A 20,007-nucleotide genomic window follows, 5' to 3' on the forward strand; every position below is an offset into this window, starting at 1 on the left:
TCCACAAGCGTCGCGCTCGCGGGAAGCGCCCCACCCCCGGCCCCTCCCCTGAAGGGGAGGGGTGGATCGGCCTCCCGTCATTCCGCTCGAAACGTCCTTTCCTCCTTCCCCGGAGCATCCTTCGATGGATCTTGCCCTGCTTGGCTTCCTGATGGTCGCCACCTTCATGACGCTCATCATGACGAAGCGGATGACCCCGCTCGTCGCGCTGATCGTCGTGCCGACTGCCTTCGCGCTGATCGCCGGTTTCGCCTCCGGCCTGGGCGACATGATGATCGACGGCATCAAGAACCTCGCGCCGACCGGCGTGATGTTGTTGTTCGCCATCCTGTTCTTCTCGATCATGACCGATACCGGCCTGTTCGATCCGCTGGTCAACCGACTGTTGCGGGTGGTCCATGGCGATCCGATGGCGATCCTGATCGGCACGGTGGTGCTGTGCGCGATCGTCAGCCTGGATGGCGACGGGTCGACGACCTACATCATCACCATCGCCGCGCTGCTGCCGCTCTACAAGCGGTACGACATGAACCGGCTGTACCTGTGCTGCCTGCTCATGAGCACCAGCGGCATCATGAACCTGACCCCCTGGGGCGGCCCGACCGCGCGTGCCGCCAGCGCGTTGAAGCTCGATCCCGCCACCCTCTTCCTGCCGCTGATCCCCGGCATGATCGCAGGTCTCGCCTTCCTGATCGGCCTGGCGATCTGGTTCGGCCGCAAGGAGCGCCGCCGCATCGGCCATGTGAAGGCCAACGAACCGACCGCCTTCACCGGCATGGCCGTGTCGCAGTTCCCCGAGGCCCGCCGCCCGCACCTGCGCTGGTTCAACGGCGCGCTGACGCTGGCGCTGATCGCCGGGCTGGTGTCGGGCATCCTGCCGCTGTCGGTGCTGATGATGCTGGCCTTCGCCATCGCCATGATCGTCAACTATCCGCAGGTCGCCGAGCAGAAGGAGCGGATCGCCGCCCATGCGGGCAATGTCCTGTCGGTCGTCTCGCTGATCTTCGCGGCCGGTATCTTCACCGGCATCCTGTCGGGCACCGGCATGGTCGAGGCGATGAGCCAGGAAGTCGTCGGCTTCATCCCGCCGGTCCTGGGGCCGTACATGGCGCCGATCACCGCGATGCTCAGCCTGCCCTTCACCTTCTTCATCTCGAACGACGCCTTTTATTTCGGGATGCTGCCGATCCTGGCCGAGGCGGGCGCGCATTACGGCGTATCGCCGATGGCGATCGCCCGCGCCTCGCTGATGGGCCAGCCGGTCCATCTGCTCAGCCCGCTGGTGCCGTCCACCTATCTGCTGGTCAGCCTGGCGGGCATCGATCTCGCCGATCACCAGCGCTTCACGCTGGTTCCCGCCGCCGTGGTATGCGTGGTCATGACGCTGGTCGGGATGGCGGTTCTCGCCTTCCCGCTGGTGGGCTGATCCGATGGCAACGCTCTGGCAGCATATCGTCGCCGACTTCGCCGCGATCGGCTCTCCGGCCGCGCTCGCCGCCTTTGCCCAGGTCGTGATGATCGACGTCCTGCTGGCCGCCGACAACGCCATCGTCGTCGGCGCGCTGGCGGCGGGGCTGCCCCCGGCGATGCGGCGCAAGGTGATCCTGGTCGGGATCGTCGCCGCGCTGGTCCTGCGTATCGGTTTCGCGCTGGTGGTGACGCAGCTGCTCCAGATCGTCGGGCTGGTGCTGGCGGGCGGGTTGCTGCTGGTCTGGGTCGCGTGGAAGATGTGGCGCGAGCTGCGCGGTGGCGCGGGCGAAGACGATCCCCTCGCCGAACAGGCCCCGCGCCGCTTCTGGGCCGCCGCCTGGGCGGTGGCGGTCGCCGACATCTCGATGAGCCTCGACAATGTCCTGGCGGTCGCGGGCGCGGCGCGCGACCATCCGGGCATCCTCGCCATCGGCCTGATCCTGTCGGTCGCCTTGATGGGCCTCGCCGCCAATGTCCTGGCGCGCGTGATCGAGCGCTATCGCTGGCTCGCCTATATCGGTCTGCTCGTCATCCTGTGGGTCGCGGGCAAGATGATCTGGGAAGGACTGACCGACCCGTCGCGCGGCCTCCTGACCCTGTTCGCCTGACGCCTCCGCGCAACCTCATTCTTCGGGAGACATAGCCATGATCCGCAACGCGCCGCCCCTCGTCCTGCTGCCCGCCATGGGATGCGACGGACAGCTTTGGGCAAGACAGGTCGTCGACCTGAGCGACATCACCCATCCGATGCTGGGCGACCTGACCGTCGACGACACGCTGGAGGCGATGGCGGCGCGCGTGCTGGCCCATGCCCCGCCGCGCTTCGCGGTCGCGGGCGTCAGCCTGGGCGGCTATGTCGCGCTGGAGATCGTCCGCCAGGCCCCCGACCGGGTGCAGCGGGTGGCGCTGTTCGGCACCCGCGCCTCGATGCAGATGCGCCCGCGCACCGTCGCCGACCAGGGCCTGCTCGCCACCGCGCCGCATGCCGACCCGGCCCTCACCCCGATCGTCAGCGGCCCGGTGCAGGCCATGGCCGAGCGCGTCGGGGCCGCCGTGTTCGAGCGGCAGCAACGCGCCCTGCTCGCGCGCCCCGACATCGCCCCCGCCATCGCGGCGGTGCGGGTGCCGACGCTGGTCGCGGTGGGCGATCGCGACCGCATCTGCCTGCCCGCCGACGCACGCGCGCTGGCGGACCGCATCACGGAAGCGCGTTTCCACGAGATCCGCCATTGCGGCCATCTGGCCCCGATCGAGCGCCCCGGCGAAGTGACCATGTTGCTGCGCGACTGGTTGCAAGGCTGACGAGTCCTTCGCGGCGCCGCCGCAAACCATGGTTGCGCCCCGACGTTATGGCCGTTAATGCGAGTCGATAGCGATAAGTGGGTTAAGCGATGAATGTCCTGAACGGTGCGGCCAGCCTGGCCGCCTTGATGATCTGTGCCCCCGCCATGGCGGCGATGACGGACCCCATCGCGGACACCCCTCCCCCTGGCGAGGACATCGTCGTGACCGGGCGCGCGCAGCATCTCTACCGGGTCGACACGACGACCGTCGGCAAGGTGGCCGAGAATCCGTTGAACATTCCGCAGGCGCTGCAGGTCATCAATGAGGACCTGATCACCGACCAGGGTGCGCGCGATGCGACCGATCTTTATCGCAACATCTCGGGCGTCAGCGCCTTCAGCTATGCGGGCGTCACCTTTCGCGGCTTTCGACAGGACCAGTCCTTCTATGACGGTCAGCGCGGCAATCCCTTTATCGGTTTCTCGGTGCCGCAGCTGTTCACCGTCAGCCGGGTCGAGGTGCTGAAGGGACCCGCAGGTCTGTTCTTCGGTCCCGGATCGCCGGGCGGCATCATCAACTACGTCTCGAAGACGCCCAGCGAGGTCAGTGCGTTGCGCACGGTCGCGACGCTGGGCAATTACGATCGCGCGGGCCTTTCGTCGGAGGCGACGGGCAAGGTCGATGCGGACGGCGTCGTCACCTATCGCTTGGGCGGCTTCTACGAGGCGATGAAGCCCTTTCGCTACAATACGAAGAACACGTCGCTGATCGGCGATGGCGGCCTGTCCTTCCGCACCAACCAGGGCGGCAAGCTGACCGTGCAGGCCACGGTCTATGACAATTTCCTGCGCGGCAATCGGCTGCGCGGCGTGCCGGTCGACAATGACGGCAATTTCCTGGGCGATATCCGCTGGAACGCCAATGAACCCACCGACTTCCTCCATCTGAAGTCGCAGGCCTATCAGGCGCGCTACGCCACCGCGATCGGCGACGCGATCACTTTCGATGCGGGCGCGCGCTATTTCAAGGCGACGGAAACCCAGCAATATCACGAGGCCCGCGGCTTCGTGAGCGGCAGCTCCGACCTGATCGCGCGCGAGTTCCGCGACCAGATCCGCGACGTCGACGGCCTGTCCTTCATGGCCAACGCAACCGCAAAAGTGCCGCTGTTCGGCATGGTCCACAAATTCCAGGCGGGTGCCGACTGGTATGACGAAACCAGCATCCTCAACTCGCGCATCCTGCGCTCGGGCGTCACGCCGCTGAGCCTCGGCAAGCCGGTCTATACCGCGACCGGCCTCGACGTGGCCCGCGCCGCCGCCCTGCCCTTCGCCAAGACGGATACCCGCACCCGGCGCAAGGGCGCCTATCTTCAGGATCAGGTCAGCGTCACCGATGCGCTGCTGCTGGTCGGCGGTGTCCGTTACGACCAGTTCGACGACGCGGTGACCACCACCACCGCCGGGCGAGTGACCGCGAACCCGTCCTACAGCGACGGCCGCTTCACCTATCGCGCCGGGGCGATCGTCAAGCCGCGCAAGGACGTGTCGCTCTACGCCAGCTGGTCGGGCAGTTTCGAGCCGCAAAGCGCCGCCAACCAGAATCCCGATGCGGGCGGCCCCTTCGCGCCGGTCACGGGCGGGCAGGTCGAAGGCGGCGTCAAGTCGGTGCTGCTGGGCGGGCGGCTCCAGGCCAATGCGGCGGTCTATCGGATCGTCCGTCGCAACATGCTTCAGGTCGATCCCAGCCTTGCGCCCGTCAACGGGCAGGATCAGCTGCGCCCCATCGGCCAGGTGACGAGCAAGGGGATCGAGATCGACCTGGCGACCGACATCACGCCCAGCTGGGCGCTGATGGCCAATTACGCCTATAACGACACCCGGATCACCGGCACCGTTGCGGGCCAGTCGCTGACCAATGCGGTCGGCAACCGCTTCGCCAATGCGCCGCAGCACCAGCTCGGCTTCTGGACCCGTTATCAGGTCGCCCCGATCGGCACCGCGATCGGCTTTGGTGGCGAATATCTGTCGAGCCGGATCAGCCTGTCGGGCCAGGCGGTACAGCCCTATACGATCTTCGATGCCTCGATCACCAAGTCGCTGGGCATCATGGAGCTGATGCTGCGCGTCGATAACCTGTTCGACAGACGCTATGCCGCCTCCGGCTTCTCGCTGCAAAGCGGCAGCTTCCCGGGCGAACCCCGGACCATGCTGGCGGAATTGCGCTTTCGCTTCTGACCGGAGGCCGGTCGGTCGACGAGGGAAACGACGCCGTGAAGGCCGAAGTCATGGTCGTCACCATCGGCCGGATCGACCACATGCCGGGACCAGACACCTAGTGAACGGTGCCGACCGCCTCCTGGCAGGACAGCAGGTCGATCAGCCGCTCGATCTGGCGCCAGCGACAGAAATGGATGTGATTGCCCTGGTCGCGGCTGCGATCGGCGCGGGCAGCGGCTTCGCCGCTCGCCGCCAGGCCAAAGGTTTCCATCATCTCGGCGGCGTCCGCCACATCTCGACCGGTCAGGAATGGCGCGACATAAGCGTCGCGAAAATCGCGCATGGAATCTCCCCCCGGAACCGCGCCGTGAAACTTCGGAGGGCACCCCTAAGCATAGGTTATGAATTTAACCACCCCCCGAGATGGTTAACCCGGTTTCGACCATGGATGGCTGGTTTCGTGCCCCCGCGCATGGCAGGAATGGCGCCATGAACGACCCGCAAATACCGCGCCCTCCCCAGTCTTCCGCTCATGCCGGGGGCATCTTCATCGCGTTGGGCGTGGTCGGCGGGATCGTCGCGGGGCTGGCGACCGGCGAGGTTACCATGGGGGTATTGATCGGTCTGGCGATCGGGATCGTCGTGGCGCTGCTGATCTGGTGGTGGGGTAGGTAAATCATAATCCTCCCCGGTTCGGGGAGGTGGCAGGCCGAAGGCCTGACGGAGGGGGGGCTTCCACAAAGGTCGTCCCTCGTCGCAATCCCCCTCCACCGTCGCTGACGCGACGGTCCCCCTCCCCGCGAGCGGGGAGGATCAGCTCGGCAGCCGCATCTGCCAGACGACGCGACCGATCACCGCGATCGGACCGTCCGGCACCGGCGGCGCGGCGGGGTTGTCGCTGGTCGCGACCAGCCCCCCTGCCCCCAGCCGCACCCGCTTGACCATCAGCACATCGCCGACCCGGATCACGTAAAGCCCGCCGCGCGCATTGGGCCGGACGTCGCGCTGATCGACCACCAGATGATCGCCGTCGAGCAGCCCCGGCGCCATCGAATCCCCCCGCACCCGGATCACCGAAGCCGCCCCGTCGCTGAGCCCCAGCCGCCTCGCCAGCCCGCGATCGATCGCCTCGACGCCGATCATCACCTCGTCATCGACCGTCGCCCCCGGCCCCGCCGACGCCGCGACCGCCAGCCGGGGGACCAGCATCGGTCCGGTTTCGGGCAGCGCGCCCAGCCGCGTCTCGGCCACCCCGAAAAACTCCGCCAGCTGCCGCCGGTCGGCTTCCGCCAGCACACGCGGGCTGCCGCGCTGCACGAACTGCTGGAGATAGGCGTCGTTGCGGCCGATCATCCGCGACAAGGCCGCCAGGCTGACCCCGGCATCCGCCGCAAGCGCCTGTAATGTCGTCCTGATGTCCATGCCTGCCATACTCCTGAATATAGGCATAGGAATTTTCCTAGACAAGTTGGAAATCAGAACAGATCATGAACACAGGAACAAGAATCGGACTTTGGGAGAATGTCCATGGAATTGTTGGGAGTGATCGACCGCTATCTGAAGGCCAGCCTCATGCCCGAGACGAAGTTCGGGCGGCTGGCGGTCAACGATCCCCGGCTGGTCAGCGACCTGCGCAAGGGGCGCGAGCCGGGGCCTGAGATGATCGCGCGCGTCACCGCCTTCATCAAGGGACAGACCGCATGACCGTTCATGCCCGGATCGAGCGCGCCCCGTCGCCGCGCACCACCTCCAGCCGCCGCCCCGCCGATCGCGGCGAACGGCTGGCCCGCACGCTGGTCGCCCATGCGGCGCGCGCCGGATGCGCGGTGCGGTTGACGGTCGCCATGGTCGAACCCTGGTGTTCGGCGACGTTCAGCGGATCGGTGATCGTCCTGACGCTCGACGCCATGCCCGGCCCCGCCCTGACCCGCTGGCTGGCCGCCCTGCCCGAGGCGGACATTCCGCTCGGCCGCGACCTGATCGCCGACATCGCGGTGGAGACGGAACCGCGCGGGTTGCGCGTCCTGCTATGCCTGGACGCGGCGAACGGATGACAGGCTCATGAATTTTTCCTTGATATGTTGTAACAAGACTGTAGTCGGCATGGCATCACAAATCGGAGCCGTCCCTTGTTCAAGCCCGTTCTCCTGTCCGGCCTGTCCGTCACCGCGCTTGCCAGCCTGCTGGCCGCTCCCGCCGCCGCGCAGACCACCAACGCCACGGCGGCCAATCGCGGCCGCGAGATCGTCGTGACCGCGCCGGTCCAGCAGTCGGAGGCCGATGTGCTGTCGGGCACTTCGATCGTCACCGGCGCGGAACTGGAACGCTCGATCCGCCCGACCATCGGCGAGACGCTGGCGCGCCAGCCGGGCGTGTCGGCGACCTCGTTCGGCCCCAACGCCTCGCGCCCCGTGCTGCGCGGTTTCCAGGGCGAGCGTATCCGCGTGCTGACCGATGGCATTGGTTCGATCGACGTGTCGAACACCAGCGTCGACCATGCCGTCGTCATCAACCCGCTGCTCGCCGAACGGGTCGAGGTGCTGCGCGGTCCCTCCGCACTGCTGTTCGGTTCGTCGGCGGTGGGCGGCGTGGTCAACGTCATCGACACGCGCATCCCGCGCTCGGTGCCGGAAAAGGGTTATCGCCTGTCAGGCATGGCGACCTATGGCTCGGCCGCGACCGAGCGTTCGGTGGCGGGCGCGGCGGATGTCGCGGTCGGCAAGCAGTTCGTGCTGCACGCCGATGGCTCGTACCTGAAGACCGACGACCTGAAGATCGGCGGCTATGTCCTGTCCCCCCGCGCCCGTGCCGAGGCGCAGGCGTCGGCGGCGCAGGCCCCCAATGACCCGCTCGACTTCGGCGCGATCGCGTCCTTGCGCGGCCGCCTGCCCAACACCGCCAGCGAGACCTGGACGGCAGGACTGGGCGGTGCGCTGATCACCGACACCGGATCGCTGGGCATCGCCTATAGCCATTATGACAGCCTGTACGGCGTGCCGGTCCGCTACACCCTGACGCCGGGGGGCGAGGAACCCGAAGCCCCGCGCCTCAGCCTGGTCCAGAACCGCCTCGACCTGCGCGGCGAGATCGAGACGGGCGGCGGCTTCCTCGACCGCATCCGCCTGCGCGCCGGGGCGGCCGAATATCGCCATTTCGAGCTGGAGGAGAGCGGCGAGGTCGGCACGGCGTTCTACAACAAGGGTATCGAAAGCCGCCTGGAACTGGTCCAGACCAAGCGGAACGGCTGGCAGGGCGCGTCCGGCGTCCAGTTCTTCAACCGCGACTTTGATGTGCGCGGCGAGGAGGCGTTCCTGCCGCGCAACAACACCGCGCAGGTCGGCCTGTTCACCCTGCAACAGCTGGATCGCGGCGCCTTTAAGATGGAGGCGGGTGCGCGCTACGAGCACACCTCGCTGACTGCGCGCACGGCCGTCAGCGACGACCGCTTCTTCCGGGGCCAGCGCAGCTTCGACGCCTTTTCAGGCTCGATCGGCGCCAGCTACGGCTTCGCGCCCGACTGGCGGGCGGGCCTGAACCTGTCGCGCACCGAGCGCGCGCCGTCCGCCGAGGAGCTGTTCGCCAACGGCCCCCATGCCGGGACCGAAGCTTATGAACTGGGCAATCCGGACTTCAAGAAGGAGTCGAGCTGGGGCATCGAGGCGACCGTCCACGGGCATGGCGAAGGCTATAGCTTCGACGCCTCGGCCTATTACAACCGCTTCTCCAACTATATCTATGACGCCTTAGTCCAGCAGGGTCCGTGCGAAGCCGCCGCCGCGCCCTCGGGCCGCGAGGTCGACCTGCCCTGCTTCGCCTATGCCCAGGCCGATGCCCGCTATTACGGCATCGAGGCGGAGGGCTCGCTGCGCCTCGCCACGATCGGCCAATATGCGATCAATGCCGACCTGCTGGGCGATTATGTCCATGCCCAGATCATCGGCACCGGCCCCGCCCCGCGCATCCCGCCGCTGCGCCTGCTCGGCGGGCTGGAAGCGCACTCTGAGAGCGTGAATGCGCGCGTCGAGGTGGAGCGCAGCTTCAAGCAGACCCGCGTGCTGGGCCTGGAAACGCCGACCGACGGCTTCACGCTGGTCAACGCCTCGGTCCAGTTGAAGCCCTGGGGCGCGGTCAATCCGACGACACTGACCCTGTCGGCGAACAACATCTTCGACGTGGATGCGCGCCGCCATGCCAGCGTCCTGAAGGACTTCGCGCCTTTGGCCGGTCGCGACCTGCGCGCGACGCTCAGCTTCAGGCTGTAAGCCGGTCTTTCCTCCCCTTGCAGGGGAGGTGGCAGGCCGCAGGCATGTCGGAGGGGTGTCCAGGTCGGCGAGGTTTCCTGCCCTCATCACGGGTGACACCCCTCCACCATGCTGCGCATGGTTCCCCTCCCCTTGCAGGGGAGGAATAGGCACCGGGGGTGGACAAAACGCGTCGCCTTCCCGAGAAGCGGGGACATAAGGAGAGAAACCAATGTCCCCGATGGGCAAGTTCGACTGGGCGGACCCGTTCCTGCTCGACGACCAGCTGACCGATGACGAGCGGATGATCCGCGACACCGCGCGCGCCTATGCCGACGACCGGCTGGCGCCGCGCATCATCGACGCTTTTGCCAACGAACATACCGACCCGGACATCTTCCGCGAGATGGGTCAGCTGGGCCTGCTCGGCCCCACCATCCCCGAAGAGTTCGGCGGCGTGGGCGCATCCTATGTCGCTTACGGCCTGATCGCGCGCGAGGTGGAGCGGATCGACAGCGGATACCGCTCGATGATGAGCGTGCAGTCCAGCCTCGTCATGTATCCGATCCATGCTTACGGCTCGGACGAACAGAAGCATCGCTATCTGCCCAAGCTGGCGAGCGGCGAGTGGATCGGCTGTTTCGGGCTGACCGAACCCGATGCCGGTTCCGACCCCGGCGGGATGCGCACCACCGCCAAGAAGGTCGAGGGCGGCTATGTCCTGTCGGGCGCCAAGACCTGGATTTCCAACTCGCCCATCGCCGATGTCTTCGTGATCTGGGCGAAGTCGGAGGCGCATGGTGGCGCGATCCGGGGCTTCGTGCTGGAAAAGGGCATGAAGGGCCTGTCCGCGCCGAAGATCGAGAACAAGCTGTCCCTGCGCGCCTCGATCACCGGCATGGTGATGATGGACGAGGTGGCGGTCGGCGAAGACGCCCTGCTGCCGCATGTCGAGGGACTGAAGGGGCCGTTCGGCTGCCTCAACCGCGCGCGCTACGGCATCAGCTGGGGCGCGCTGGGCGCGGCGGAGTTCTGCTTCCACGCGGCACGCCAATATGGCCTGGACCGCAAGCAGTTCGGGCGGCCGCTGGCCGCGACGCAGCTGTACCAGAAGAAGCTGGCCGACATGGAAACCGAGATCGCGCTGGGCCTGCAGGCGTCGCTTCGTGTCGGACGGCTGATGGACGAAGGCCGGTTCGCGCCCGAGATGATCTCGATCGTGAAGCGCAACAATGTCGGCAAGGCCCTGGACGTTGCCCGTGTCGCCCGCGACATGCATGGCGGCAACGGCATTTCGGGTGAATATCAGGTGATGCGCCACCTGATGAACCTGGAAACGGTCAACACCTATGAAGGCGCGCACGACGTCCACGCGCTGATCCTGGGCCGCGCCATCACCGGGATCGCGGCGTTTTGATCCCCTCCCCAATCCTCCCCAAGCTATGCTTGGGGAGGGGGACCATCGCGTCAGCGATGGTGGAGGGGCTTATGCCCCGGCCCCTCCACCACGCCCTGCGGGCGCGGTCCCCCTCCCCATCTTGCGATGGGGTGGAATTAGGATGACAAAACCCGCTCCCCTCGTCGGACTGAAGGTCGTCGAACTCGCCCGTATCCTCGCCGGTCCCTGGGCGGGTCAGGTGCTGGCCGATCTCGGCGCGGAGGTGGTCAAGGTCGAAAGCCCCGATGGCGACGATACGCGCCGCTGGGGGCCGCCCTTCATTCCCAACCCGGACGGCACACAGGACGCGGCCTATTTCCATGCGGCCAATCGCGGCAAGTCGTCGGTCGTCGCCGACTTCGCCACGCCAGAGGGACAGGCGAAGGTCCGCGCGCTGATCGCCGACGCCGATGTGGTCATCGAGAATTTCAAGCTCGGCGGCCTTGCCCGCTATGGCCTGGATTACGACAGCCTGTCGGCGACAAATCCGCGCCTGATCTATTGCTCGATCACCGGCTTCGGGCAGGACGGTCCCTATGCGCCGCGCGCCGGATACGACTTTATCGTACAGGGCATGAGCGGCATCATGGACCTGACCGGCGAACCGGACAGGGCGCCGCAGAAGATCGGCGTGGCGCTGGCCGATATCATGACCGGACTCTATGCCGTCATCGCGATCCAAGCTGCCCTCCACATGCGGATCCAGACCGGGCGCGGGCAGCAGATCGACATGGCACTGCTCGACACGATGACCGGCGTACTGGCCAACCAGGCGATGAACTATCTCGCCTCGGGCCGGACGCCGACCCGGCTGGGCAACGCACATCCCAATATCGTGCCCTATGCCGCCTTCCCGGCAAGCGACGGCTGGTTCATCCTGGCAGTCGGCAACGACGCGCAGTTCCGCCGTTTCGCACACGTCGTCGGGATCGATGGCGACGATCCGCTTTACGCGACCAACGCCCTGCGCTGCGAACATCGAGCCGCCCTGACACCGATCATCGAGGCCGCGACCGCCCGCTGGCCGCGCGACGAACTTCTCGCGGCGCTGGAGGCGGCAGGCGTTCCGGCCGGGCCGATCAACACGGTCGAACAGGCCTTTGCCGACCCGCAGGTGATTGCGCGCGGCCTGGCGATCCGACCCGAACGGCCGGACGGATCGACCGTGCCGGGCGTCCGCACGCCGATCCGCTTTTCCGACGCGGACCTCGCGCTCGACCGCGCTGCGCCGATGCTGGGCCGGTAGCCCCCTGCCCCGGCATCGGCTAAGCCCGCTTCCGCGATGTCCAGCTTCACCGTCAACAACCAGCCTATCCGCTATCGCCTGCCGCCCGACACGCCCCTGCTCTGGGCGCTGCGCGACGCGTCGAACCTGACCGGCACCAAATATGGTTGCGGTACGGGCGATTGCGGCGCGTGTACGGTCGATATCGACGGCCGCGCGGTCCGCAGCTGTAAGGTGCCGATCGGCCGGATCGAGGGCCGCGTCGTCACCACGATCGAGGGGCTGTCGCGCGACCGCTCGCACCCCGTTCAACAGGCATTCCTCGCCGCCAATGTCAGCCAGTGCGGATATTGCATTCCCGGCATGGTCATGGCCGCCGCCGCGCTGATCCGGAAGAATCCCGATCCGTCCGAAGAACTGATCCGCGCACAGATCACCAATCTCTGCCGCTGCGGCATCTATCCGCGCCTGGTCGAAGCGATCCAGCGCGCCGCCCGCGCGGCCCGTGGTGAGGAGACCATCCCCGCCGCGCCGATGCCCGGCACCGATCCCGGCGATGCCGCCCGCGCCGTACCCGCGCTGGTGTCCGGCGCGATGCGGGACGAGTAAACCCGCATCGAGCCGATTCTTTCCCGTTGCTGACAGGCCAGTTCAGCAATCGCTCAACGCCGTCATGCCATAAACCCTTCATGATCAGGGTCGGCTCGTGCGCCGACACATGGGACACGGGCACAATGAACAGGCATTGGATGGCGGCTCTGCTGGCGGCGACCGCGATGGTGGCAGGGGCGATGCCCGGCATGGCGAGCGCGCAGGCGATGATGGATCGCGGCCCGCAGGGTCGCCCCGAAGGCGGCCCGCCGCGTGGCGGCCCCGGTGGCCCCGGTGGCGGCCCTGCCGGTCGCGTCGAGCGGAGCGAGGGTCGCCCGATCTTCAACAATCGCGAAGCCTTCCCCGAAAACCGCCCGGCCTTCCGCCCCGACCATCCCGAGGCACCCCGTGCGCCCCAGCCCGCTCCCCGGTTCGAGCAGCGCGATGGCGGCCGTCGTGGCGACCGCTGGCGGCCCGAGCCCTCCCCCGCGCCAGTCCCGGGCGAAGAGCGTTCATGGGGTGGCAATCGCGGCAATTGGCGCGATCAGTCGCGGCCCACTCCGAGGCCGCAACCCGATCCAGGTCCCAGCGGCGTGCGCGTCGATCGACAGGATCGCGGCCCCGGCTCATGGCGAGACGACCGCCGGGACCAGTGGCAGGATCGGGGCCAGGATCAGCGCTGGCGCGACGACGAGCGGCGCCAGCGGGACGACCGCGACCGCTGGCGCCGCAGCTTCGGCGACTGGCGCGACCAGCACGACCAGGCCTATGGCTTTGGCGAGCGCCGGGCCTGGGCGAACCAGTGGAATCGCGGCTGGCGCGGCGACCGGCGCTATGACTGGATGGGCTGGCGCTCGCTGAACCGGGGCGCCTATCACCTGCCGCGCTATTACGGCCCCAATGGCGGCTATGGCTATCAGCGTTTCTCCAGCGGGGTGATCCTGGAGCCTATGTTCTTCGGCCAGAATTACTGGCTGGACGACCCTTACGCCTATCGCCTGCCGCCCGCTTACGGCTCGTACCGCTGGGTGCGCTATTATAACGACGCGGTGCTGGTCGACCTGCGCAGCGGGATGGTCGTCGACGTGGTCTACGACATCTTCTGGTGACCGGGGCGGGAGGGACGTGCAAGGCGTCCCTCCCCTCTTGTCTTTCCGCAAGCATCGTCGCACATCGGCGACCATGTCGTTCTTCCAGAGGAAGCCGAAGGGCCACCCCGCCGCCTCGCCCTTGCGCGCTCGTTTCGCGGTAACGGTCGCCGGGCATCTCGATGCGAACCCGGCGGTGACGCGCGTGGCGACCGACACGGCGCAGATCTATTATCATCCCGACTTCCTGACGGCGGCCCAGTGCGACACGCTGATGGCGATGATCGATGCCAACCGGCGGCCCTCGACCCTGTTGTCCGACCGGCCGGATTACGGCTTCCGCACCTCGGAAAGCTGCGACATGGCGCGCTGGTCCCCCGATGTTCAGCCGATCGACGAATCGATCGCCGCGCTGCTCGGCATCGCGCCCGAGCAGGGCGAGACGATGCAGGGACAGCGCTATGCCCCCGGCCAGCAGTTCCGCGCCCATCACGACTATTTCCACGAAAGCGAAAGCTATTGGGAAAAGGTGCGCGTCCATGGCGGACAGCGGACCTGGACCGCGATGATCTACCTCAACGACGTGGCCGAAGGCGGGGCGACATGGTTCCCCCAGGCGGGCATCCGCGTCGCGCCGCGCCGGGGCCTGCTGCTCGCCTGGAACAACATGAAGCCGGACGGCAGCCCCAATGAGATGACCCTGCACGAGGGGATGCCCGTGGTCGAGGGCACGAAATATGTCATCACCAAATGGTTTCGCGAGGGCAACTGGGTCAGTTGATCCCCGCTGCCCTTTGCCGCCGCCCTTGTCGCGACGCTGTGCTCCGTGGCATGGCATCGCCGTGAATTTCCCTGATTTCAAGTTCCGCCCATGACCGACGTTCTCGGCGTCGCCCAATCGATCCTGGGCCAGCCCTGGCGCTGGCGTGCGCTGGCCGCCGATGCCCGCGACGGCCTGGGCCATGACGATCTGGTCGCCCAGCTGCTGCTCGCCCGGGGCTGCCCGCCGGACGAGATCGAGGCGCATCGCAATCCCTCGATCCGGGGCTTCATGCCCGATCCATCGATCTTCCGCGACATGGACCGCGCCGCCGCCCGCCTCGCCGATGCGGTGATCGCGCGCGAGCCGGTCGCGATCTTCGGCGATTACGATGTCGACGGCGCAACCTCGGCCGCTGTGCTCGTACGCCTGCTTCGTGACCTGGGCCTGTCCCCGCGCGCCTATATCCCCGACCGGATGACCGAGGGCTATGGCCCGACCGAGGCGGCACTGCTGCGCCTTCAGGCAGAGGGCGCGAACCTGATCGTCACCGTCGATTGCGGCGCGCAGGCGTTCGAGCCGCTGGCGGCGGCGCAAGACGCCGGGATCGAGATACTGGTCGTCGATCACCACAAATGCGCCACCGAACTGCCCCGCGCCCATGCGGTGGTGAACCCCAACCGGCTGGACGAGACCGAGGGCGCGGCGCACGGCCATCTGGCCGCGGTCGGCGTGTGTTTCCTGCTGGGCGCGGCATTGATCCGCACCTTGCGCACCCGCGGCTTCTTTTCCGACCGGGCCGAGCCGCGCCTGCTCGACCTGCTCGATCTCGTGGCCCTGGGCACGGTGGCCGATGTCGCGCAGCTCAAGGGCCTCAACCGGGCGTTCGTGGCGCAGGGCCTGAAGGTCATGGCGCAGCGGCGCAATATCGGTCTGGCCGCGCTGACCGATGCGGCCCGGCTGACCCGCGCGCCGACCTGCTCCGACCTGGGCTTTGCGCTCGGGCCGCGCATCAATGCGGGCGGCCGCGTCGGTCGCGCCGATCTGGGCGTGCGGCTGCTGACCACCGACGACCCCGCCGAGGCGCGCGCGATCGCCGAAGAGCTCAACCATTTCAACGACGAACGCCGCGCGATCGAGGCGGGGGTGCAGGCCACCGCCGAAACCACCGTCGACCGCGACCGGCACGTCGCGCTTGTGTCGGGTAAAGGCTGGCATCCCGGCGTCATCGGCATCGTTGCCGGGCGGCTGAAGGAAAAGCTCGACCGCCCGGCCATTGTCATCGCGGTGGACGAACATGGGATGGGCAAGGGCTCGGGCCGCTCGATTTCCGGCGTAGACCTGGGCGCGGCGATCCTGGCGGCCAAGGAGCACGGCCTGCTGATCGCGGGCGGTGGCCACGCCATGGCGGCGGGCCTGACGGTCGAGGCGCATCGCATCGCCGAACTGGCCGACTTCCTGGAGGAACGCCTTGCCGACGCCGTCGTGCGCGCCAGTGCGGGTCGCGCGCTGCTGGTCGATGCGGTACTGGCCCCCGGCGGCGTCAATCCCGGCCTGGTCGGCGCGATGGAGGCTGGCGGCCCCTATGGCATGGGCTGGCCCGCCCCGCGCATCGCCGCCGGGCCGTTCCGCGTGATCCGCGCCGATCTGGTCGGCACCAACCACGTCCGCGCCATCGTCGCGGGTGCCGACGGCCGCAGCCTGAAAGCCATGGCCTTCCGCCAGGCCGACACCGCGCTGGGCCAGGCTCTGCTGGGCGCGGGCAGCACCCGCCGCCTGTGGCTGGTCGGCCGCGCCAGGGTCGACGACTGGTCCGGCCGCGACGTCGCCGAACTCCATGTCGAGGACGCCGCATGGGCCGACTGAAAAAAGCGCTTGACGGTTTTGCAGCCCTCCCTTAGAGGCCCCTCCACGCCACCCGATGGCCCCTTCGTCTAGCGGTTAGGACGCGGCCCTTTCACGGCTGAAACACGGGTTCGATTCCCGTAGGGGTCACCAGCGCTCGCCAAAATGGCGGGTTTGCGCGGTTTTGACGGCCTTCATGGACGCTTTACCCATCCTTGTGTACAAAGGATGCGTACAAAGTGATCCGCATGGCTTCTCCCTTCAAAGATCCTCGCACCGGCATTTTCTATTTCCGTCGGGTCATTCCCGAGGCGCTTCGGCCGTTCTTTGACGGCGCGTCGCGCGAGTACAAGCGGACCCTCGATACGCGCGATCCGGATGAAGCCCGCCAGCGCTATCACCCGCATGCCATCGTTTACGACCAGAAGCTTGCGGCAGCGCGGCGCAGCCTCGCCAGCCAGCAGCTCCGATCGGCGCGATCCATGGTCGACGCCTATCTTGACGGCGTCAGCGACCAGCAACTGCAAGGCATGGCGCAGAAACTGGCGTCGCTCGAATTCGGTGCTTTCCAACACGCCCACGGCCTAACCGACCATGACCCCGGTTCGCGCTATGACTTCGGCAGCCCGCCGGAACGGCCTGACCTCCAAAACTTCGGCGACCGCAAGACGATGCTGGAGGCAGTGCCGGACTTCAGCCCGCTGCCTTGGCTTGAAACGCTACGGCGGATTTCCACTCTCCCGTCGCTGGATCCGATCGACTGGGCCATCCTCGCAATCGCGTTCAACAGCGGCATTGCCCAGCCAATCGACCCAGCGCTCTACGAAGCGATCGGCCAAGCCTTTCTTGACAGGCTTTCCGAGGCCTGCACGCCGAAGATCGATCCGGCCCGCACGCGCATCCTGCCATCCGCAATTCCGTTCGGCGTGGTGCCAAATACTCATCACACGGCTGCAGTCCTTCAGTCGGCAGAAACCTCGTCGAACGCTCCGGCACCGACCATTACCAAGGTCTTCGAGGATTGGGCTGTGTCCCAGCCCCGCGAGCCCAAGCTCGTCGACGAATGGCGTACCGCGATTGCTCGGTTCGCCCGCCTGCACAATGATCCGCCCGTCGATACCATCACCGCGTCGATGGTCCGCACCTATCGCCGGACGTGCGCGGCGTTGCCGTCGCGCGCAGGCAAGGCGATCAACGCGCTTCCGCTGCTCGAGCAGGTAGAACTCGCCAAGGCGCAGGGGCTGAAATTACTCGCGCCCGCAACCGTCAACAAGGCGCTGTCCGCCGTCCGCGTGATGCTCGATCATGCCGTCGAAGAACTCGAAGTCATAACCGAGAACGTAGCAAAGACTGTCAAGTCCCTCCCAAAAAACGAGATCGAAGACCCTCGCCTGCCGTTCGAACCGCAGGATCTTGTCAAAATCTTCAGTGCAGAGCTTCCGAATAAGAGCGGTGTCGCACGCAGCACCCTGGCCTGGACTTTGCTCTTGGCTCCCTTCACCGGATGCCGGCTGGAGGAACTGGGCAAGCTGCGTCCAGGTAACATCAGGACCTACGACGGCATTCCCTACATCGCGATCGAGCCAGATCGCCTGCGCGTCCGCGAAGAACAGGAAGGCCCAGCCAAGCGGATGAAGACCGCGAGTGCCAAGCGCGATATCCCACTGCACCCCATCCTCATAAAGGCGGGCTTCCTCGATCTGGTGGCCAAGCGAAGGAATGAGAATGCCGAATGGCTGTTTCCGGAACTGGACACCAACAAGTATGGCAGCCGGACACAGCGCCTTTCGCGGGTGATGAACGACTTGCTGGATAGTATCGGGCTATCCGATCAAGAACTGGTCTTCTACTCGTTCCGCCACACCGGCAAACGGGCAATTCGGGGCAAGGCTCCCGCCGAAATAGTTGACCTGTTGTTCGGCCATGCCAATGGATCAGTCAGCACGCATTATGGGCGCGGCGCTGATATGCAGGTGCTACGCGACGCCATCAAAAAGATTAACTATCCGGAGGTGGACTGGGATCGCGTAGTCCAGCGCTTCATTACAGACATTTAGCAAAAGGCGATCGTGGCGATACTGACGTTGTATCCGTGACGCAGAACGCTTCGACCTAGAGTCGGACGTTCAGGACGTCGTGCTCGGTCCCCAACTTCTACCTTTCGTTCATCTGCGCGCGTGCACTACGACACGTCCGTACCTGCAAGTAATGCGTTCCGCCGCCGGCTTCATCTATCTCAATGCCGTCGTGAATGGGTGTGTTCGCGATCGGGTTGGAGTGCACCCAGCCGCCTGAGGGCTCGTCATAGGCGCGGCTTCCCTTTGGGCGCATCTCCCATGACCCGTTCGGTCCTGACGCGGTTGACCATGCCATTGTGAACGAACGTGAAAGCGTCCGCAGTCATACGTGCGGATGAATGCAGCCGACCGTCGTTTGATGTCGCACACGGTCAAGTGCGGCTCTGGTATTGCGGCGCGGACCCGTGCGATCGGATATGTCGCAGCTTCGAAGGTCGGGGCGCCGGTGGGCAGACGGGGTGATCGAATGAGCTTGAAGTCCGACCTACTGGCGCTCGTTGAGGAACTAGACCGCACGCATAGCGAGCGCTTCTCGCTGGCAGGCTCCGGCATGCCTGCCTTCGTGACCGCTAGGTCGGGGCCTCAGCGTATCTTCACGACTGCAGCAACCCCGATCTTGCGAACCGTCGCGACGAAGATGTTCCAGAGTCGTCCGTCATCAGCGATACGAGTGGAGATCGCCGCGTTCACCAAGGTCGTGACGCAGGTGATCGCCGACCTTCACGCCGAAGGGGCTTTCACCGAGGTCGGTCAGGACGCCGACGGTCGCTCGCTCGGCGTGCTCAGGGCCGAGGTGGAATCCAGGCTGAAGGGAGCCGGCGAGGTTTACACCCACCATCTCCCGGCATGGACGCAAGGCTTCGAGAGGATCGCTCCTGTTCTCCTGGGGCCAGTAAAGTTCGCGAGCAGAAAGGACTGGCTGGCCACGGTCGATTTCTCCGAGGGTGCCAAGGATCACTACCTCAACATGGCGTCGGCCAACCACAGGTGGAAGGAGATCGTGCTGGACGCGCTCGGGAAACCCCAATGCGAGGTCGAGCTGGCAGGGTTGGCGGGGCCGATCTACGACGTAATTCGCAGGTGCCCAGCTGTGCTCTCGGTGACGATCCGGGGCTTCGAACAGCACTTCTCGCGCAAACTAGCCCGCATCGTATGCAAGGCCGCCTTGGACGCGACCTCCCTCTACTTTCAGGACCCCGAGCAATTCCGGCAGCAGACGTTGCACGACGAGCGCTTGCCGCCGCTCGCAGCATCTTCGGGCATCCTGGAGTCGAACGGCGGTCTCTGGCTTCCCGGTTCGCGATTGTACCGCCACCCTCTGGTGCCTTTCGATGTCGCCCGGGGAGTGTGGGATGGCATGGCTGCATTTCACGTCCCTATCGGTGGGATCCTTCGAGCTCTCGTAGAGCCGTCCGGCCATCCTCATCCCGGCTTAGCCAGCCGGTGGGCGACGGCGCTCGACTGGCTCGCGGAGGGTTGCCGTGAGGAGAGTGACGCGGTCGCGCTTGCCAAGGTCGGGACCAGTCTCGATGTGCTGAGCGCTGGCGGAAAGTATCGCGGTATCTTGATCATGGTCTCGCACCTGACCGGACTGAATTCGGGGGATCAGGTCATGAAAGCGGGCGAGCCGATGACCTTGGCGCAGGTCGTTAAGAAGATCTACGATCAGGGTCGGTCGCAGATACTCCACGGGACCCACCACGACAGGTTGAAGTCTTTCGCCAGGGAGCGCGCGCAGGCGGAACAGATCGCCATCTCGGTCCTGCGG

General features: G+C 66.5%; 18 protein-coding genes and 1 tRNA gene. 17 read left to right on the forward strand and 2 right to left on the reverse strand.

What is annotated here, in order from left to right:
* Positions 1–124 precede the first annotated feature (124 nt).
* The 4 genes from SP5_RS16490 to SP5_RS16505 all read left to right on the forward strand — a co-directional run bounded on the left by SP5_RS16490 (position 125) and on the right by SP5_RS16505 (position 4,991).
* A complete protein-coding gene (locus SP5_RS16490) occupies positions 125–1,426 on the forward strand; it encodes a CitMHS family transporter (protein WP_042490718.1) in 1,302 nt (433 codons plus the stop codon).
* Positions 1,427–1,430: 4 nt separating this feature from the next.
* A complete protein-coding gene (locus tag SP5_RS16495; protein WP_042490719.1) occupies positions 1,431–2,078 on the forward strand; it encodes a YjbE family putative metal transport protein in 648 nt (215 codons plus the stop codon).
* A 37-nt stretch (positions 2,079–2,115) separates the two neighbouring features.
* Positions 2,116–2,772, forward strand: a complete 657-nt coding sequence (locus tag SP5_RS16500; RefSeq protein ID WP_042490721.1) for an alpha/beta fold hydrolase — start codon at positions 2,116–2,118, stop codon at positions 2,770–2,772.
* Between the two features lie 89 nt (positions 2,773–2,861).
* The gene (locus tag SP5_RS16505) at positions 2,862–4,991 is read left to right on the forward strand and encodes a TonB-dependent siderophore receptor (RefSeq protein WP_052811610.1); all 2,130 of its coding nucleotides are present in this window, start codon (positions 2,862–2,864) and stop codon (positions 4,989–4,991) included.
* A gap of 97 nt (positions 4,992–5,088) precedes the next feature.
* Here SP5_RS16505 and SP5_RS16510 read toward each other — a convergent pair whose 3' ends face one another.
* Positions 5,089–5,316 carry a hypothetical protein gene (locus SP5_RS16510; protein ID WP_042490723.1) on the reverse strand — a complete coding sequence of 76 codons (228 nt, stop codon included), beginning with the start codon at positions 5,314–5,316 and terminating at the stop codon, positions 5,089–5,091.
* Between the two features lie 146 nt (positions 5,317–5,462).
* Here SP5_RS16510 and SP5_RS16515 point away from each other — a divergent pair, with 146 nt between their 5' ends.
* The gene (locus tag SP5_RS16515) at positions 5,463–5,648 is read left to right on the forward strand and encodes a hypothetical protein (RefSeq protein WP_042490725.1); all 186 of its coding nucleotides are present in this window, start codon (positions 5,463–5,465) and stop codon (positions 5,646–5,648) included.
* 138 nt (positions 5,649–5,786) lie between these two features.
* On the opposite strand, the gene SP5_RS16520 is transcribed toward SP5_RS16515, so the two are convergent.
* Positions 5,787–6,404, reverse strand: a complete 618-nt coding sequence (locus SP5_RS16520; protein WP_042490727.1) for a S24 family peptidase — start codon at positions 6,402–6,404, stop codon at positions 5,787–5,789.
* Between the two features lie 96 nt (positions 6,405–6,500).
* Between SP5_RS16520 and SP5_RS19565 the strand changes: the two genes are divergently transcribed.
* The 12 genes from SP5_RS19565 to SP5_RS16575 form a co-directional block, all read left to right on the forward strand.
* Entirely contained in the window at positions 6,501–6,677 is a 177-nt protein-coding gene (locus tag SP5_RS19565) for a hypothetical protein (protein WP_167334730.1), read from the forward strand.
* Positions 6,674–7,027, forward strand: coding sequence for a hypothetical protein (locus SP5_RS16525; protein WP_052811611.1), 354 nt, complete (start codon positions 6,674–6,676; stop codon positions 7,025–7,027). Before SP5_RS19565 ends, SP5_RS16525 begins: the two co-directional genes overlap by 4 nt.
* Before the next feature lie 75 nt (positions 7,028–7,102).
* Positions 7,103–9,235, forward strand: a complete 2,133-nt coding sequence (locus tag SP5_RS16530; RefSeq protein WP_052811612.1) for a TonB-dependent receptor — start codon at positions 7,103–7,105, stop codon at positions 9,233–9,235.
* A gap of 211 nt (positions 9,236–9,446) precedes the next feature.
* Positions 9,447–10,631: an acyl-CoA dehydrogenase gene (locus tag SP5_RS16535; protein WP_042490729.1), complete on the forward strand. Its 1,185-nt coding sequence runs from the start codon at positions 9,447–9,449 to the stop codon at positions 10,629–10,631.
* Positions 10,632–10,773: 142 nt separating this feature from the next.
* A complete protein-coding gene (locus SP5_RS16540; protein ID WP_042490731.1) occupies positions 10,774–11,898 on the forward strand; it encodes a CaiB/BaiF CoA transferase family protein in 1,125 nt (374 codons plus the stop codon).
* 36 nt (positions 11,899–11,934) lie between these two features.
* Positions 11,935–12,486: a (2Fe-2S)-binding protein gene (locus SP5_RS16545; RefSeq protein WP_042490733.1), complete on the forward strand. Its 552-nt coding sequence runs from the start codon at positions 11,935–11,937 to the stop codon at positions 12,484–12,486.
* Positions 12,487–12,611: 125 nt separating this feature from the next.
* Entirely contained in the window at positions 12,612–13,577 is a 966-nt protein-coding gene (locus SP5_RS16550; RefSeq protein ID WP_157013784.1) for an RcnB family protein, read from the forward strand.
* A gap of 73 nt (positions 13,578–13,650) precedes the next feature.
* Entirely contained in the window at positions 13,651–14,337 is a 687-nt protein-coding gene (locus SP5_RS16555) for a prolyl hydroxylase family protein (protein ID WP_042490735.1), read from the forward strand.
* A gap of 90 nt (positions 14,338–14,427) precedes the next feature.
* On the forward strand, positions 14,428–16,182 hold the full coding sequence (recJ, locus tag SP5_RS16560) for a single-stranded-DNA-specific exonuclease RecJ (RefSeq protein WP_042490737.1): 1,755 nt from the start codon (positions 14,428–14,430) through the stop codon (positions 16,180–16,182).
* Between the two features lie 57 nt (positions 16,183–16,239).
* A tRNA-Glu gene (locus SP5_RS16565) sits at positions 16,240–16,314 on the forward strand.
* Between the two features lie 95 nt (positions 16,315–16,409).
* Positions 16,410–18,218 carry a site-specific integrase gene (locus tag SP5_RS16570; protein ID WP_042490739.1) on the forward strand — a complete coding sequence of 603 codons (1,809 nt, stop codon included), beginning with the start codon at positions 16,410–16,412 and terminating at the stop codon, positions 18,216–18,218.
* Between the two features lie 487 nt (positions 18,219–18,705).
* On the forward strand, positions 18,706–20,007 hold a 1,302-nt coding region (locus tag SP5_RS16575), incomplete at its 3' end, for a hypothetical protein (RefSeq protein ID WP_042490741.1).

The sequence above is a fragment of the Sphingomonas parapaucimobilis NBRC 15100 genome (genome assembly GCF_000787715.1).
GTDB classification, from domain to species: Bacteria; Pseudomonadota; Alphaproteobacteria; order Sphingomonadales; family Sphingomonadaceae; genus Sphingomonas; species Sphingomonas parapaucimobilis.

Coding starts and splice junctions, on each gene's coding strand:
- SP5_RS16490 (WP_042490718.1), top strand. CDS start 125: ATGGATCTTGCCCTGCTTGGCTTCCTGATGGTCGCCACCTTCATGACG.
- SP5_RS16495 (WP_042490719.1), top strand. CDS start 1,431: ATGGCAACGCTCTGGCAGCATATCGTCGCCGACTTCGCCGCGATCGGC.
- SP5_RS16500 (WP_042490721.1), top strand. CDS start 2,116: ATGATCCGCAACGCGCCGCCCCTCGTCCTGCTGCCCGCCATGGGATGC.
- SP5_RS16505 (WP_052811610.1), top strand. CDS start 2,862: ATGAATGTCCTGAACGGTGCGGCCAGCCTGGCCGCCTTGATGATCTGT.
- SP5_RS16510 (WP_042490723.1), bottom strand. CDS start 5,316: ATGCGCGATTTTCGCGACGCTTATGTCGCGCCATTCCTGACCGGTCGA.
- SP5_RS16515 (WP_042490725.1), top strand. CDS start 5,463: ATGAACGACCCGCAAATACCGCGCCCTCCCCAGTCTTCCGCTCATGCC.
- SP5_RS16520 (WP_042490727.1), bottom strand. CDS start 6,404: ATGGCAGGCATGGACATCAGGACGACATTACAGGCGCTTGCGGCGGAT.
- SP5_RS19565 (WP_167334730.1), top strand. CDS start 6,501: ATGGAATTGTTGGGAGTGATCGACCGCTATCTGAAGGCCAGCCTCATG.
- SP5_RS16525 (WP_052811611.1), top strand. CDS start 6,674: ATGACCGTTCATGCCCGGATCGAGCGCGCCCCGTCGCCGCGCACCACC.
- SP5_RS16535 (WP_042490729.1), top strand. CDS start 9,447: ATGTCCCCGATGGGCAAGTTCGACTGGGCGGACCCGTTCCTGCTCGAC.
- SP5_RS16540 (WP_042490731.1), top strand. CDS start 10,774: ATGACAAAACCCGCTCCCCTCGTCGGACTGAAGGTCGTCGAACTCGCC.
- SP5_RS16545 (WP_042490733.1), top strand. CDS start 11,935: ATGTCCAGCTTCACCGTCAACAACCAGCCTATCCGCTATCGCCTGCCG.
- SP5_RS16550 (WP_157013784.1), top strand. CDS start 12,612: ATGAACAGGCATTGGATGGCGGCTCTGCTGGCGGCGACCGCGATGGTG.
- SP5_RS16555 (WP_042490735.1), top strand. CDS start 13,651: ATGTCGTTCTTCCAGAGGAAGCCGAAGGGCCACCCCGCCGCCTCGCCC.
- recJ (WP_042490737.1), top strand. CDS start 14,428: ATGACCGACGTTCTCGGCGTCGCCCAATCGATCCTGGGCCAGCCCTGG.
- SP5_RS16570 (WP_042490739.1), top strand. CDS start 16,410: ATGGCTTCTCCCTTCAAAGATCCTCGCACCGGCATTTTCTATTTCCGT.